Annotated in this window: 12 protein-coding genes; 8 read left to right on the top strand and 4 right to left on the bottom strand. The window is 52.5% G+C overall.

The window, feature by feature from the left end; all coding sequences use genetic code 11:
- Nucleotides 1-99 precede the first annotated feature (99 nt).
- The 4 genes from yeaG (at nucleotide 100) to L579_RS04185 (ending at nucleotide 5,672) form a co-directional block, all read left to right on the top strand.
- A complete protein-coding gene (gene yeaG, locus L579_RS04200) occupies nucleotides 100-2,034 on the top strand; it encodes a protein kinase YeaG (protein ID WP_021183035.1) in 1,935 nt (644 codons plus the stop codon).
- 91 nt (nucleotides 2,035-2,125) lie between these two features.
- Nucleotides 2,126-3,403 (top strand): YeaH/YhbH family protein, encoded by a 1,278-nt coding sequence (locus L579_RS04195; protein WP_021183034.1) that lies wholly within the window; start codon nucleotides 2,126-2,128, stop codon nucleotides 3,401-3,403.
- A 230-nt stretch (nucleotides 3,404-3,633) separates the two neighbouring features.
- The gene (locus L579_RS04190) at nucleotides 3,634-5,361 is read left to right on the top strand and encodes a potassium/proton antiporter (RefSeq protein ID WP_021183033.1); all 1,728 of its coding nucleotides are present in this window, start codon (nucleotides 3,634-3,636) and stop codon (nucleotides 5,359-5,361) included.
- Between the two features lie 77 nt (nucleotides 5,362-5,438).
- Nucleotides 5,439-5,672, top strand: a complete 234-nt coding sequence (locus L579_RS04185; RefSeq protein WP_021183032.1) for a DUF1480 family protein — start codon at nucleotides 5,439-5,441, stop codon at nucleotides 5,670-5,672.
- Nucleotides 5,673-6,029: 357 nt separating this feature from the next.
- On the opposite strand, the gene L579_RS24125 is transcribed toward L579_RS04185, so the two are convergent.
- Nucleotides 6,030-6,215, bottom strand: coding sequence for a hypothetical protein (locus tag L579_RS24125; protein ID WP_235056565.1), 186 nt, complete (start codon nucleotides 6,213-6,215; stop codon nucleotides 6,030-6,032).
- On the opposite strand from L579_RS24125, the gene wbaP reads away from it, so the two are divergent.
- On the top strand, nucleotides 6,136-7,518 hold the full coding sequence (gene wbaP, locus L579_RS04180; protein WP_235056563.1) for an undecaprenyl-phosphate galactose phosphotransferase WbaP: 1,383 nt from the start codon (nucleotides 6,136-6,138) through the stop codon (nucleotides 7,516-7,518). The genes L579_RS24125 and wbaP overlap by 80 nt on opposite strands.
- 116 nt (nucleotides 7,519-7,634) lie before the next feature.
- Nucleotides 7,635-8,828: a multidrug effflux MFS transporter gene (locus tag L579_RS04175; protein ID WP_036625001.1), complete on the top strand. Its 1,194-nt coding sequence runs from the start codon at nucleotides 7,635-7,637 to the stop codon at nucleotides 8,826-8,828.
- Here L579_RS04175 and dadX read toward each other — a convergent pair.
- On the bottom strand, nucleotides 8,821-9,891 hold the full coding sequence (dadX, locus tag L579_RS04170; RefSeq protein ID WP_021183029.1) for a catabolic alanine racemase DadX: 1,071 nt from the start codon (nucleotides 9,889-9,891) through the stop codon (nucleotides 8,821-8,823). The two genes, L579_RS04175 and dadX, sit on opposite strands and share 8 nt — an antisense overlap.
- A gap of 21 nt (nucleotides 9,892-9,912) precedes the next feature.
- A complete protein-coding gene (locus tag L579_RS04165; protein ID WP_021183028.1) occupies nucleotides 9,913-11,214 on the bottom strand; it encodes a D-amino acid dehydrogenase in 1,302 nt (433 codons plus the stop codon).
- 505 nt (nucleotides 11,215-11,719) lie between these two features.
- Between L579_RS04165 and L579_RS04160 the strand changes: the two genes are divergently transcribed.
- The gene (locus L579_RS04160) at nucleotides 11,720-13,255 is read left to right on the top strand and encodes a SpoVR family protein (protein WP_036624998.1); all 1,536 of its coding nucleotides are present in this window, start codon (nucleotides 11,720-11,722) and stop codon (nucleotides 13,253-13,255) included.
- Between the two features lie 63 nt (nucleotides 13,256-13,318).
- On the opposite strand, the gene fadR is transcribed toward L579_RS04160, so the two are convergent.
- The gene (fadR, locus tag L579_RS04155; RefSeq protein WP_021183026.1) at nucleotides 13,319-14,038 is read right to left on the bottom strand and encodes a fatty acid metabolism transcriptional regulator FadR; all 720 of its coding nucleotides are present in this window, start codon (nucleotides 14,036-14,038) and stop codon (nucleotides 13,319-13,321) included.
- 208 nt (nucleotides 14,039-14,246) lie between these two features.
- Between fadR and nhaB the strand changes: the two genes are divergently transcribed.
- Nucleotides 14,247-15,776, top strand: coding sequence for a sodium/proton antiporter NhaB (gene nhaB, locus L579_RS04150; protein WP_021183025.1), 1,530 nt, complete (start codon nucleotides 14,247-14,249; stop codon nucleotides 15,774-15,776).
- The last annotated feature ends 30 nt before the right edge of the window (nucleotides 15,777-15,806 follow it).

Raw genomic sequence — 15,806 nt, 5'->3', positions numbered from 1 at the left:
AGGGTTGCTGTACTCAATAGAGAATATCTTCCGGGAGCTGCAAGAGCATCTTAATTACGCTCCTTTACCTGTGCTAAAAACGAAAGGACGGGCATCGCTATGAATATATTCGATCACTATCGTCAGCGTTATGAAGCTGCCAAGGACGAAGAGTTCACACTGCAGGAATTCCTCGCAATTTGTAAGCAGGATCGCAGTGCATACGCCAACGCTGCAGAGCGACTGTTGATGGCCATTGGTGAGCCGGTGATGGTTGATACTGCTCAGGAGCCACGCCTTTCCAGAATATTCTCGAATCGCGTCATTGGACGCTACCCTGCGTTTGAAGAGTTCTATGGCATGGAAGAAGCGATTGAACAAATCGTCTCTTACCTGAAACATGCTGCGCAAGGGCTGGAGGAGAAGAAACAGATTCTTTACCTGCTGGGTCCGGTTGGTGGCGGTAAATCATCCCTGGCTGAACGCCTTAAATCCCTGATGCAGCGCGTACCGATTTACGTGTTAAGCGCTGACGGTGAGCGTAGCCCGGTCAATGACCATCCGTTGTGCCTGTTTAACCCACAGGAAGACGCGAACATTCTCGAAAAAGAGTATGGCGTTCCACGTCGGTATCTCGGCACCATTATGTCGCCGTGGGCAGCTAAACGCCTGCACGATTTTGGCGGCGATATTACCCGTTTCAAAGTTGTGAAAGTCTGGCCGTCAATCCTCGAACAGTTGGCGATTGCCAAAACTGAACCGGGTGACGAGAACAACCAGGATATTTCTGCGTTGGTAGGTAAAGTGGATATCCGCAAACTGGAAAACCACGCACAGAACGATCCCGACGCCTACGGTTACTCCGGTGCCCTGTGCCGCGCCAACCAGGGCATCATGGAATTCGTTGAGATGTTCAAAGCACCGATTAAAGTGCTGCATCCCCTGTTGACCGCCACTCAGGAAGGTAACTACAACGGTACGGAAGGTATTTCGGCGCTGCCGTTTAACGGCATCATTCTGGCGCACTCTAACGAATCTGAGTGGGTCACCTTCCGTAACAACAAAAACAACGAGGCGTTCCTTGACCGTGTTTACATCGTCAAAGTGCCTTACTGCCTGCGAGTTTCCGAAGAGATCAAAATCTACGAGAAACTGCTTAATCACAGTGAACTGTCAACCGCGCCATGCGCACCAGGCACACTGGAAACCCTGGCCCGTTTCTCCATCCTGTCGCGTTTGAAAGAGCCGGAAAACTCCAGCATCTACTCAAAAATGCGCGTCTATGATGGTGAAACGCTGAAAGATACTGATCCAAAAGCCAAGTCATGGCAGGAGTATCACGACTACGCTGGCGTGGATGAGGGAATGAACGGTCTTTCTACCCGTTTTGCCTTCAAAATTTTGTCACGCGTATTCAACTTCGACCATGCGGAAGTGGCCGCCAACCCGGTACACCTGTTCTATGTGCTGGAACAGCAGATTGAACGTGAGCAGTTCCCACAGGAGCAGGCAGAGAAATATCTGGAGCACCTGAAAGGTTACCTGATTCCGAAGTATGCGGAGTTTATCGGCAAAGAGATTCAGACCGCCTATCTGGAGTCCTACTCCGAATACGGCCAGAACATTTTTGACCGTTATGTCACTTACGCCGACTTCTGGATTCAGGATCAGGAATACCGTGATCCCGATACCGGACAATTGTTTGACCGTGAATCACTGAATGCCGAGCTGGAAAAAATCGAGAAACCTGCCGGGATCAGTAACCCGAAAGATTTCCGCAACGAGATTGTCAACTTTGTGCTGCGCGCCCGTGCGCAGAACAGCGGACGCAATCCGAACTGGACCAGCTACGAAAAACTGCGCACGGTCATCGAGAAGAAAATGTTCTCGAATACCGAAGAGTTGCTGCCGGTGATTTCGTTCAATACCAAAACCTCAACGGACGAACAGAAAAAACACGATGATTTTGTCGACCGCATGATGGAGAAAGGCTATACCCGCAAACAGGTTCGCCTGCTGTGCGAATGGTATCTCCGGGTGCGTAAATCGTCATAATTAGGTTTGTAAGCTAAACGGCGTCCAGACGCCGGAAGAGGAAGGTCGGGCAAGTCCCGACCTGGCTTGCACTGTAGTTTGGGGGAACTTTATGGCCTATTTCATCGATCGGCGTCTGAACGGCAAAAACAAAAGCGCGGTCAACCGGCAACGCTTTCTGCGCCGTTACAAGTCGCAAATCAAGCAGTCGATCTCCGAGGCCATTAATAAGCGTTCGGTTACCGACGTGGAAAGCGGTGAGTCTGTCTCCATTCCGATTGAAGATATTAACGAACCTATCTTCCATCAGGGCCGGGGTGGCAGCCGTCATCGCGTGCATCCCGGTAACGATCACTTTGTGCAGAACGACCGCGTCGAACGCCCACAAGGTGGCGGCGGAGGCGGTGGTGGCGGCCAGGGCAATGCCAGTCAGGATGGTGAAGGCCAGGACGAGTTCGTCTTCCAGATTTCGAAAGATGAATACCTCGATTTGCTGTTCGAGGATCTTGCGCTGCCTAACCTGCGTAAAAATCAGCATCGTCAATTAAATGAATATAAAACTCATCGCGCTGGCTTCACCTCTAACGGGGTACCTGCCAACATTAGCGTGGTGCGTTCGCTGCAAAACTCGCTGGCGCGTCGGACTGCCATGACGGCGGGTAAACGCCGCATGCTGCATGAACTGGAAGCCACGCTGACCGAGGTGGAAAAATCCGAACCGGCGCAACTGCTGGAAGAGGAACGGCTGCGCAAAGAGATCGCCGAACTGCGTGCCCGTATTGAACGGGTGCCGTTTATCGATACCTTTGACCTGCGTTACAAAAATTTTGAGAAACGTCCCGAACCTTCCAGTCAGGCGGTCATGTTCTGTCTGATGGACGTTTCAGGTTCGATGGACCAGGCCACCAAAGATATGGCAAAACGTTTTTACATTCTGCTCTACCTGTTCCTGAGCCGAACCTATAAAAACGTCGATGTGGTTTATATCCGTCACCATACTCAGGCGAAAGAGGTAGACGAACAGGAGTTCTTCTACTCACAGGAAACAGGCGGCACCATCGTCTCCAGTGCCCTGAAGCTGATGGATGAGGTGGTAAAAGAGCGTTATGACCCGGCGCAGTGGAACATCTATGCTGCCCAGGCATCGGATGGTGATAACTGGGCGGATGACTCCCCGCTCTGCCATGAGATTCTGGCGAAAAATATCCTGCCGGTGGTGCGTTATTACAGCTATATCGAGATAACTCGCCGCGCACACCAAACCCTGTGGCGTGAGTATGAGCATTTGCAGGTGATGTTTGATAACTTCGCTATTCAGCACATCCGCGAGCCGGAAGATATTTACCCGGTATTTAGGGAGCTTTTCCACAAACAAGTGGCAGAATCCTGATAAAAGCAGCCGGTCACTGACCGGCTTTTTACTCCCTGCTTTCCGCTAAAACCCTCTGCACCATACAGATTTTGTTGGCAAATTTAACTACAGATGCCTCAACACCTGCCGATATAAAAAAATATGTTATTTTCCGCTGACAAGCTATTGATAAGGCATTATCTTTTGTCTTTGTTCGCGTGAAGCTTACGCACTACACCTGGATCACCACCCGCCGCAGGAGAACGCCGTTGAATGCCAGCATGGTTTACAGTTTATTCATTATTGGTTCAGTGCTGGTTGCAGCAAGCATTCTGCTAAGCTCCTTTTCCTCACGCCTGGGCATACCGATTTTGGTGATCTTCCTCGCGCTCGGGATGCTAACCGGGGTCGATGGTATCGGCGGTATCGCTTTTGATAACTATCCGGTGGCCTACCTGGTATCCAACCTGGCGCTGGCGATTATCCTGCTTGACGGCGGTATGCGCACCAAGGCCAGCTCATTCAAAGTGGCGCTTGGCCCGGCGTTGTCGCTGGCAACGGTTGGGGTGTTGATCACCGCCGGTCTGACCGGTCTGGCCGCTGCCTGGCTGTTCCACCTCGATTTGATGCAGGGTTTTCTGATTGGCGCCATTATCGGCTCCACTGATGCTGCTGCGGTATTCTCTCTGCTCGGCGATAAAGGATTAAACGAACGTGTCAGCGCAACGTTGGAAATCGAATCCGGCAGCAACGACCCGATGGCGGTGTTTCTGACCATCACCCTGATCGACATGATTCAACAGGGACAAACGGGGCTGAGTTGGATGTTTATCGTGCATCTGGTGCAGCAATTTGGTCTGGGCATCGTGCTGGGACTGGGCGGTGGCTGGGCGTTGCAGCAACTGATTAACCGCATCAATCTGGCGCAGGGACTTTATCCCCTGCTGGCATTGAGTGGCGGTATCATCGTATTTGCCCTGACCACGGTGATGGAAGGTAGCGGCATTTTGGCGGTGTATCTATGTGGTTTCCTGTTGGGTAACAGCCCAATTCGCAACCGTCATGGCATTCTGCAAACCTTCGATGGTATGGCATGGTTGAGCCAGATTGGCATGTTCATAGTGCTGGGTCTGCTGGTAACGCCATCCGATTTGTGGCATATCGCCATTCCGGCGATGCTGCTGTCGCTGTGGCTGATTCTGGTGGCGCGTCCGTTGTCGATTCTGGTCGGCCTGTTGCCATTTAAGGGCTTTACCGGACGTGAACGCATTTTTATTAGTTGGGTTGGATTACGCGGTGCGGTGCCGATCATCCTGGCGGTGTTCCCGATGATGGCCGGGCTGGAGAACTCATCGCTGTACTTTAATATCGCCTTCTTTGTGGTGCTGGTATCGCTGATGTTGCAGGGGACGTCACTGGGTTTCGCCGCGCGAAAAGCCAAAGTGGTGGTTCCACCGACGGCCTCACCAATCAGCCGGGTTGGGCTGGATATTCATCCTGAGAACCCGTGGGAGCAGTTCGTGTATCAGCTGAGCGCCGATAAATGGTGTATTGGTGCCGCCCTGCGAGACTTACAAATGCCGCGCGAAACCCGCATCGCGGCGTTATTCCGTGACAACGTCTTGATGCATCCCAACGGCAGCACGCGCCTGAAGGAAGGTGACGTGTTATGCGTGATTGGTCGCGAGCGCGATCTCCCTGCCCTCGGCAAGATGTTCAGCCAGTCACCGCCGGTGGCGCTCGACCAACGTTTCTTTGGTGACTTTATCCTGGATGCTGACGCCAGGTTGCGCGATGTGGCGCAAATTTACGGGTTGGATCTGGATGAAGAAACCAACGATCAACAATCCCTGGGGCAGTTGGTGATGTCGTTGTTGGGCAGCACGCCGGTGGTCGGTGACCAGGTTGAATGGAACCAGCTAACCTGGACGGTGGCGGAGAAAGAGGACAACCATATCCTGAAAATTGGTGTGCGACCGACAGAAGAGAAGGAATAATCCGAGCGCATTCGATTAGTAAAGCCCGCTGGACCGACTATGATCACTATTCCACCCTGCTCAAACGGGAGAATACGATGGGACATGTGGTTAAGATTGGTCGTTACGAGATCATCGATGCGGAATTGAACGCGGGAAAGCTCGAAACCGTCAGCATTCCCTGCCTCACCAATCCCGGCCTGAGTTATCAGCTCGACGGCTGGGATCATGAAACCAGTGTACCGGCGTGGATTGACGGCCAACCCGTCGATTTGGAGATCGGACACTACGACAAACAGCAAGACCGTTGGGTATTAAAGAAACCCGCCTGAGTTAATTTATTACCGCCATGCACCTCATATGGCGGTTATTCCTAAAAGCAGTCTTAAAATCAAGCGCTATATCTGATGTTTTTTTTGATTTTATCCATTCTATTCAATGCGTTACATAGGCATTTCCGCAGGCAATTCTTTTCTTTTCAGACTATGTCCATATTAACGCCATCAAATATCTCCTGCATACTCATAAACGTTGCTGCATTATTTTGTGACGAAAATCACGCCACAAACGGTCCTTATCGTGCAGCGCTTATGGCAACGCTGATTTATATCTCGCTGAAATAACAAGCCTTCTTCTTTCGGCGGTCCACACCTGAGCGCGTACTTGATTCTGGTCAGGCCATCTTTTACTTAAGAAAAGAGAGCAGGTTTTATGGCAAGTACATTGGTAATAAACAATGCAGCCCGCTCATGGAGCGGCTTGCGAAAAAACATTATTGCGAAAATAGCCCTAAGCATTTCTGATTTAATTGCACTGAATCTGGCACTTTTTTTATCCGCCGCCACCATCCAGGGGATTTGGGGAGAACTGGACACCTTTATTCCTCCGCATCAAATTGAATACCGCTTCGTTGCGCAGTTAGGCCTTTCACTACTTTGCACTTTATGGTTTTGGGTGCGCCTCCGTCATTACACCTACCGCAAGCCTTTCTGGTTTGAACTGAAAGAGATCGTCAAAACCCTTTTCGTTTTCTCCCTACTCGACCTGGCGCTGATTGCCTTCTCGAAATGGGACTTCTCGCGCATGGTGTGGGTGTTTAGCTGGAGCTATGCCCTGCTGCTGCTGCCGCTGATGCGTGCCGGAGTGAAGCGAGCCATTAATCGCGCCGGTCAATGGCAAAAAGAAACCATTATTATCGGTTCCGGTAAAAATGCGCTGGAAGCCTATGCAGCCCTGCAAAGTGAAGAGATTCTTGGCTATAACGTGCAGGCGTTTATTGCCCTTGATAGCGACAAGCACCCGGAGCATGTCAATGGCGTGCCAGTGATTACCTGGGAAGATATTAACTGGCAAACCATGGATCGTGATAACACCCAATTTATTGTCGCCACTGAGTTCGAACAGCAGGTGGTGCGGGATAAATGGTTGAAGTTCCTTTCCAAAATGCAATGCCGTTCGGTTTCCGTTATCCCGACACTGCGCGGTGTGCCGCTGTACGGCACGGATATGTCGTTTATCTTCAGTCATGAAGTGATGATCCTGCGCGTCAGCAACAACCTGGCAAAACGTTCTTCGCGCTTCCTTAAGCGTAGCTTCGACATTATCGTCGCTTCATTGCTGTTGCTGTTCCTCGCCCCGGTATTTGCGCTGCTGTGCTGGATGGTGAAACGTGACGGCGGCAACGCCATCTATGGTCATGAGCGCGTCGGTTTCGAAGGCAAGAAGTTTCACTGTCTGAAATTCCGTTCGATGGTGACCAATTCACAGGAAGTGCTGCAAACCCTGCTGGCGACCAGTGAGGAAGCGCGAGCCGAATGGGACCGCGACTTTAAGCTGAAAAACGATCCGCGCATCACCAAAATCGGGGGCTTCCTGCGTAAAACCAGCCTCGATGAATTACCTCAGCTATGGAACGTGATCCGCGGTGAAATGAGTCTGGTGGGACCACGACCGGTGATTGAGGCCGAACTGGAGCGTTATGCCGGAGATGTGGACTACTACCTGATGGCGAAACCAGGCATTACCGGGTTATGGCAGGTGAGCGGCCGTAACGATATCGACTACGATACCCGCGTCTATTTTGACTCCTGGTACGTGAAGAACTGGGCGTTATGGACAGACATCGCCATCCTGTTCAAGACCGCTGGTGTGGTTCTGCGCCGCGACGGTGCCTACTGATACCCTCGACGCGATGTCTGTTGCAGTCTGGCAGACATCGCCTTTTTTAATCCTTTCCTTTTGCCCTCCGAATCATTACCCTTCCCGCTCGATTAACAGGATGTTTCTGGTTTGTGATGCAAAAATTTACCCTGCTGCTTTTAAGCCTGGTGCTGCTGGCACCGCTCGGCATTGATCTCTACCTGCCAACGCTACCGCAAATTGCCGAGGGGCTAAACAGCCCGGTGAGTCTGATTCAGACCACCATCCCACTGTTTTTACTGGTAATGGGGATCGGTCAACTGGTCACCGGGCCATTGGTCGATAATTTTGGCCGTAAACCCATCGCCTTGATCGGGCTGGCGCTCTACATCATCGGTAGCGCCGTAGCGGCCACCGCCAGCGTCTGGCCGATATTTATGCTGGCACGCTTAATTCAGGGCTGCGCGGTATGTTGCACCGCGGTGGTGGCCTTCAGCGGCGTACGCGACCGACTGAGCGGTGATGCCGCTGCTCGCGCTTACGGTTTTCTCAATGGCGCACTGAATATCGTCCCCGCACTGGCACCGTTGCTGGGTGGCCTGTTAGCCGATGCCTGGGGCTGGCGTGCCCCCTTCTGGTTCCTGTCGGCCTATGCCGTGGTGATCACTGCGGTGGTGCTGCTGTGGCTGCCAGAAACCCGCCCGGCCAATACCCTGCGTGTCTCAGGATTACCGCTGGGACAATATCTCGCCATCGCGCGGGAGCCACGTTTTCTGGCATTCGCCTTTGCCAATGCAGGCGCACTCGGCATGGTGCTGACCTATGTGTCGCTGGCCCCTCATGTACTGATGACTGAAGGCGGTCTGACGCCACTCCAGTTCTCTTTTGCCTTTGGTGCCAATGGGTTCTGGATCATGCTGGTGAGTGCTTTTGTGAATAAAACCATTCGCAAAGCCGGCCGGCCATTTTGTCTGGCGATGGGTTTTGTCGCTATGTTAGTCGGTGCGCTGCTGCTCACCGGCGGAATGGCGCTGTTACCTGCGGCCTGGCAAACGCACTGGGCGTTGTACATGATCCCGGTCGCCATCTCCGTCGCCGGACTGGCTTTTACCGTTGGCCCGGCCACCAGCTATGCGCTGGAACCGTACCAACAGCAGGCGGGGGTTGCTGCGGCATTACAGGGATTTATTCAGATGGCCTGTGGTGCAGGCGGCAGCCTGTTGGTGGTGGCCTTACCGCTGGCGGAGAAATCCGCGCTGGCACTGATGATGCTGGTAGGTGCAGCGCTGGCGCTTATCGCCTGGCGCTGCAGTAAACGTATGCACGGTTCACTCACCGCGGTTAAATGATTTCCACCGGAACGCGTGGTGCCAGGGCGCACATCAACTCGTAGCCCACCGTTCCGGCAGCTTTTGCCACGTCATCGATTTTCACCTGTTCGCCCCACAGTTCCACTTTCGAACCAATTCCGGCCTGCGGGCAAGGTTCGAGATCAATCATAATCATATCCATCGAAATCGCGCCGACGGTTCGCGTCATCACCCCATTGACACTTACCGGTGTCCCGGTCGGCGCATGGCGCGGATAACCATCGGCGTAACCGCAGGCCACAACTCCGATACGCTGAGCGGCAGATGCGTGATAGCGATAACCGTAGCCCACACCCTCACCCACCTGTAATTGTTGAATACCGATGATTTCGCTGGTCAGGGTCATCACCGGTTTAAGGCCGGTGCTGGCGATATCCTGCCAGTTACCGCTCGGCGAAGCACCGTACAATACAATGCCGGGACGGACCCAGTCGAAATGCGCCTCCGGGTGCCACAACGTAGCCGCCGAATTCGACAGCGAGCGTGGGCAGTTCAGCCCTTCAGCCGCCAGTTCAATGCGTTTCATCGGCTCGATAATTCCCTGCGGATTCTCGGCATCAGCGAAGTGTGCCATCAACGTCATGTCGCCGACATTGGGTAACGCCCGCAACGCCTGCCAGGCGGCATTCACCTGCTCAGGACGGAAGCCGAGGCGATTCATGCCGCTGTTCACCTTCACATAGATATCGATCGGCGCAGAGAGTTGCACCTGCGCCAGCGCCTGAATCTGCCAGTTGCTGTGCACGCTGGTCGTCAGGCGGTAGCGGTCGATCAGTTGCAGATCTTCTGCATGGAAAAAACCTTCCAGCAGCAGAATCGGTTTTTTCCACCCCTGTTCACGCAGCAGGATGGCTTCTTCCATGTTCAGTAACGCGAAACCGTCGGTTTCGGCCAGGCTCTGCCAGACGCGGCGGATACCGTGCCCATAAGCGTTAGCCTTTACCACGGACCAGACGCGTGATGCGGGTGCCGCCTGACGAACGACGGTGAGATTATGTCGCAGCGCCTGTTGATTAATGGTGGCGACAATCGGACGTGACATGCTCTTGCTCTCCCTGAATGCTCAACGCGTTACGTTAGCGTTACGCAACGGCGATGTGTTTGGCTCAAAACCGGGTAAATAACGCAGCACTGACAAATCGTCAGAAGCGATGGCCGGTTTCTTCCCGGAAATCAGATCGGCCAGCAACTGGCCAGAACCGCAGGCCATCGTCCATCCCAGCGTACCATGACCGGTATTAAGATAGAGATTAGAGAGCGGCGTACGGCCAACAATTGGCGTGCCGTCCGGCGTCATCGGACGCAATCCGCTCCAGAACGTGGCCTGTTCAACATAACCGCCTTCAGGATAGAGATCGCTGACCACCATCTCCAGCGTTTCACGACGTGCTGGCAACAGTTTGGTGTTAAAACCAACAATTTCCGCCATGCCGCCCACACGGATACGATCATCAAAGCGTGTGACGGCCACTTTATAGGTTTCATCCAGAATGGTGGAGACCGGCGCCGCATCCGGGTTTTTAATCGGGATCGTCAGCGAATAACCTTTCAACGGATACACCGGAATGCTGACAATATCTTTCAGCAGCGCGGTCGAGTAAGAACCAAACGCCACCACGTAAGCATCGGCTTTGATCACTTCATCACCACACTTCACACCGTAGATACGGTTACCTTCACGTAGCAGGTGATCAACCGGCGTATCGAAGCGGAAGGTAACGCCAGCGGCGGCAGCCATCGCCGCGAGGCGCTGGGTAAATAGCTGGCAATCGCCAGTTTCATCGTTTGGCAGACGCAAACCACCGGTCAGTTTGTGGGCCGTTGTCGCCAGCGCCGGTTCAACACTCGCCAGTTGGTGGGACTCCAGCAGTTGGTAAGGCACTCCCGCCTCTTTCAGCACCGCAATATCTTTGCTGGCGCTTTCGAATTGTTGGCGGGTGCGGAACAGTTGCAGGGTGCCGCCCTGACGTCCCTCGTAAGCAATCCCGGTCGATTCCCGCAAGGCTTTCAGACAGTCACGGCTGTATTCCGCAATCCGCACCATGCGACTTTTGTTTTCCTGATAGTGGCGCATATCGCAGTTGCGCAGCATGTTCCACATCCACTCCAGTTGGAAGCGGCTGCCGTCGAGGCGGATAGCCAATGGCGCATGACGCTGGAACATCCATTTAACCGCTTTGAGTGGCACACCCGGCGCGGCCCAGGGGGCAGCATAGCCGGGAGAAATTTGTCCGGCATTACCTGCGCTGGTCTCCAGCGCTGCCCCTGGCTGACGATCAATGACGGTAACCTCATGCCCGGCCTGCGCCAGGTACCAGGCGCTTGCGACGCCGACCACACCACTCCCCAGAATCACTACGCGCATAAGACCCTCGCCACCACCACAAAAGCATAATTGACCATATATTAAGTCTGGCACAGCATAACCAGACACCGGAAACCACCTCACATCTGACAGTATCATTTCACATGTTTTTTACCTTTCTGGTAACTAAAATCATGCCATCACGACAAAATCAGGATTTTTTATGCTGAAAAGTCATAAATCAGCAATTTATGATGCGGGAATCAGTCATTTTCACTTTTTTCAGGAGAAAGCGCCGCAGTCATACAATGCACTTATAATCAGAATAATATTCTGCAAAATAAAACCAAATCCATATTTGAAATTATGAAATCAGCTGCGAGGATTTTTTGAATGATTTTGTGCCAAAAGAATTCGTTTGAGTTCCGGTTTCGGATAAGCGACAGTGGACTATCATTGATGTGTTCGCTCAGTTTTTTTGGGCTGTCTTTCTCAGGATGAAGCCTTAAACGTTCGTGACAGGTGACATTCCGTTACCTGCCACTCTGCAAAACAGAGGTGCGCTATGACGACAATCTTTGACGAGCCAACCAGGAACAGTAAACGACTCAGTGACGGGCCTGACTGGACATTCGAGTTGCTTGATGTCTATCTGGCAGAAATTGACCGCGTAGCCAAACTCTATGGGCTGGATACCTATCCGCACCAAATTGAAGTGATCACCTCTGAGCAGATGATGGACGCTTACTCCAGCGTGGGTATGCCGATCAACTATGCTCACTGGTCCTTCGGCAAGAAATTTATTGAGACTGAGCAACGCTATAAGCACGGGCAACAAGGCCTGGCTTATGAGATCGTGATTAACTCCAACCCCTGTATCGCCTATCTGATGGAAGAGAACACCATGACGATGCAGGCGCTGGTTATGGCGCATGCCTGCTATGGTCATAACTCTTTCTTCAAAAATAATTACCTGTTCCGCAGTTGGACCGATGCCAGTTCGATTGTCGATTACCTGCTGTTTGCCCGCAATTACATCTCCGACTGTGAAGAACGTTACGGTGTAGAGGAAGTTGAGCGGTTGCTCGACTCCTGCCATGCCCTGATGAACTACGGCGTGGATCGTTATAAACGCCCGCAAAAAATCTCCTTACAGGAAGAGAAAGCGCGGCAAAAAAGCCGTGAAGAGTATCTGCAAAGTCAGGTCAATACATTGTGGCGTACCCTGCCGCGTAAAGAGAAAGAGTCGGTACAGGTTGAAGCCGCTCGCTATCCCTCTGAACCACAAGAAAATTTGCTTTATTTTATGGAGAAGAATGCCCCGTTGCTGGAACCCTGGCAGCGTGAGGTGTTGCGCATTGTGCGTAAGGTTAGCCAGTACTTCTATCCACAAAAGCAAACCCAGGTAATGAACGAAGGCTGGGCTACGTTCTGGCATTACACCATCCTCAACCATATGTATGACGAGGGGAAAGTGTCGGAACGCTTCATGATGGAGTTTTTGCATAGCCATACCAACGTGGTTTTCCAGCCGCCCTATAACAGCCCGTGGTATAACGGCATCAACCCTTATGCTCTCGGTTTTGCGATGTTCCAGGATATCAAACGTATTTGTCAGTCGCCGACTGAGGAAGATCGTTACTGGTTCCCGGATATCGCCGGTTCAGATTGGTTGAAGACGTTGCACTTCGCGATGCGGGAATTCAAGGACGAAAGCTTTATCAGCCAGTTCCTGTCGCCGAAGGTAATGCGCGACTTCCGCTTGTTCACCGTGCTGGATGATGATCGTAACAACTATCTGGAAATTGCCGCGATTCATGACGAAGCCGGTTATCGGGCAATCCGCCAGCAGCTGTCGGCGCAGTACAACCTGAGTAATCTGGAACCCAACATTCAGGTTTACAACGTCGATCTGCGCGGGGATCGCTCGCTGACGCTGCGTTACGTGCCGCAGCAACGTGCGCCGTTAGATAAAAGCCGCCGCGAAGTCCTGAAGCACGTACATCGCCTGTGGGGCTTTGATGTCATCCTTGAACAACAGAATGAAGATGGCAGCGTAGAACTGCTGGATCGCAGCCCGGCACGCGGCCCAGCGCTGTAAAGCTCACAAAAAAACCGCCATCATATTGATGGCGGTTTTTTATTGGACAAAAGACAGGTTGAATTAACGCCTGGTCCCTAAATCATCCGGCATACTTTTCTGCATGCCGTGCCAGATTTCACCGCTGCGGCGACCATAGGCACGTACGCAATCGACAATCTGCTCCTGCGTCGGTTTTACCCCACACAGATCCGCCAGTTGACGGTAGAAACTGCGGGCCAACTCACGCGCTTCCGGATTGGAGAAGTAGTGGCGGCCAACGCGGGTATACAGACCTTTCAGTCCATTGAGGATCAAACCGTAAATCGGGTTACCGGAAGCAAATGCCAGACCACGGAATACACGATAATCCAGCTCGGTGTAGGCATCCGCCTGATCCTCAGAACTCAGCGCCGTTTCCAGCACATCACGCGCTTTGTCCGGATGGTGACGTAAGGCACGGCTGATAAAGATAGAGGCAATATTGGTTCGTACCGACAGCAGATTATCAATCAGCTGCGGCACGCTATCATGATCGAGCCTTGCCAGAGTTTCGAGAATGTTTAAACCTGATGTTTCCCAAAAATCATTCACCCGCGTAGGTTTACCGTGCTGGATGGTCAGCCAGCCATCACGCGCCAGGCGCTGTAAAACTTCACGCAGCGTAGTACGGGTCACCCCGATCAATTCAGAAAGCTCACGTTCGGCAGGTAGAATTGACCCCGGCGGAAAACGACTGTTCCAGATGCTTTCAATAATATACTCTTCAGCAAATCCTGCGGGGCTTTGCGCCTTAATCACCATAGCATTTATTTCTCGTTGCTTTCTTTGTCGTAATTAGACTCATCATACCAGAGGGGCTATAGCGGATATAGCCTGGCAACCGATTAAAAGCGCGCGCTGCCGCAAATTTCCATATCATTTAATACCCACACGATCTCCGTTTGCGTAGCACCTGGAGACGCATTACCCTTGGCAAAATTTATAACATGCAAGATCTCAGGGAGAGTCGATGGAACTCAGCTACGCGCAGGCCTTCAGACGCAATTTTCTCGGGCAATCACCCGAGTGGTACAAACTGACACTGATTACTTTTCTGGTCATCAATCCGCTGCTGTTCTTTTTTGTCAGCCCGTTTTTGGCGGGTTGGGTGTTGGTCGCCGAATTTATTTTTACCCTTGGCATGGCGTTAAAGTGCCACCCGCTGCTGCCCGGTGGCTTGTTAGCTGTCGAGGCAATTGCCATTGGCATGGCCAGTGCTGAACAGGTGAAAACTGAACTGGCCGGGAATATTGAAGTGTTGCTGCTGCTGATTTTTATGGTGGCGGGGATCTTCTTTATGAAACAACTGCTGTTGTTCGTATTCACCCGTATTTTGCTGTCGATCCGCAGCAAAGTGCTGCTCGGTCTGACCTTCTGTCTTGCCGCTGCGTTTCTCTCCGCCTTCCTCGATGCGCTGACCGTACTTGCGGTGGTGATCAGCGTGGCGATGGGTTTTTATGATATTTATCATCGCGTGGCTTCATCCGGGCTGCCGCACCATGATGAAGTTGTCCAGCGGGAAACCCTGGAAAAATTTCGCGCCTTTTTGCGCAGCCTGATGATGCAGGCCGGTGTCGGCACCGCACTTGGCGGTGTGATGACGATGGTCGGCGAACCACAGAACCTGATCATTGCCCATGCCGCAGGGTGGGACTTCACAGAGTTTTTCCTGCGCATGGCGCCGGTTACCGTTCCGGTGTTGTTGTGTGGGATTATCACCAGCATTCTGGTGGAGCGCTTCCGGGTGTTTGGCTACGGTGAAACGCTACCTGAGGCCGTACGCGCGATTTTACTGGAGAGCGACCGTCAGGCCAGTGAGCAGCGCACCCGCCAGGATACGCTGAGATTGTGGATGCAGGCTTTGATCGGCGTTTGGCTGATTATCGCCCTCGCCTTTCATCTCGCTGAAGTTGGGTTGATCGGCCTTTCTGTGATTATTCTCGCCACCTCGCTGTGCGGGTTTACCGATGAACATACTCTCGGCCAGGCCTTTACCGAAGCTCTGCCCTTTACTGCATTGCTGGCGGTATTTTTTGCCATTGTCGCGGTGATCATTGACCAGCAACTGTTCCAGCCACTGATCCATTTTGTGTTGCAGGCCGACCCGGCCTCGCAACTCAGTTGGTTTTATGTGTTTAATGGTTTGCTGTCATCCATCTCGGATAATGTGTTTGTCGGCTCGGTGTATATCAACGAAGCAAAACATGCCTTCCAGAGTGGTGCGATTGATTTGCGTCAGTTTGAACTGTTGGCGGTCGCCACCAATACCGGCACGAATTTACCCTCAGTTGCCACCCCGAATGGTCAGGCAGCCTTCCTGTTTTTGTTGACCTCAGCACTGGCACCGCTGATTCGTCTCTCATATGGCCGCATGGTGTGGATGGCGCTGCCGTTTACCCTGGTGCTGTCACTGGTGGGATTCTTCTGCATCAATGAATTGCTGGTACCAATGAGTGATTATTTCATCCAGCAAGGTTGGCTTAGCGCCACACAACTCTGAGGTTTTTTGGCCTGGATCAGGATAAGTCAT

This window comes from Pantoea sp. AS-PWVM4, assembly GCF_000468095.1.
GTDB lineage: Bacteria > Pseudomonadota > Gammaproteobacteria > Enterobacterales > Enterobacteriaceae > Pantoea > Pantoea phytobeneficialis.
The sequence above is the reverse complement of the archived record's forward strand: the minus strand, read 5'-3'. Positions and strand labels throughout refer to the sequence as shown.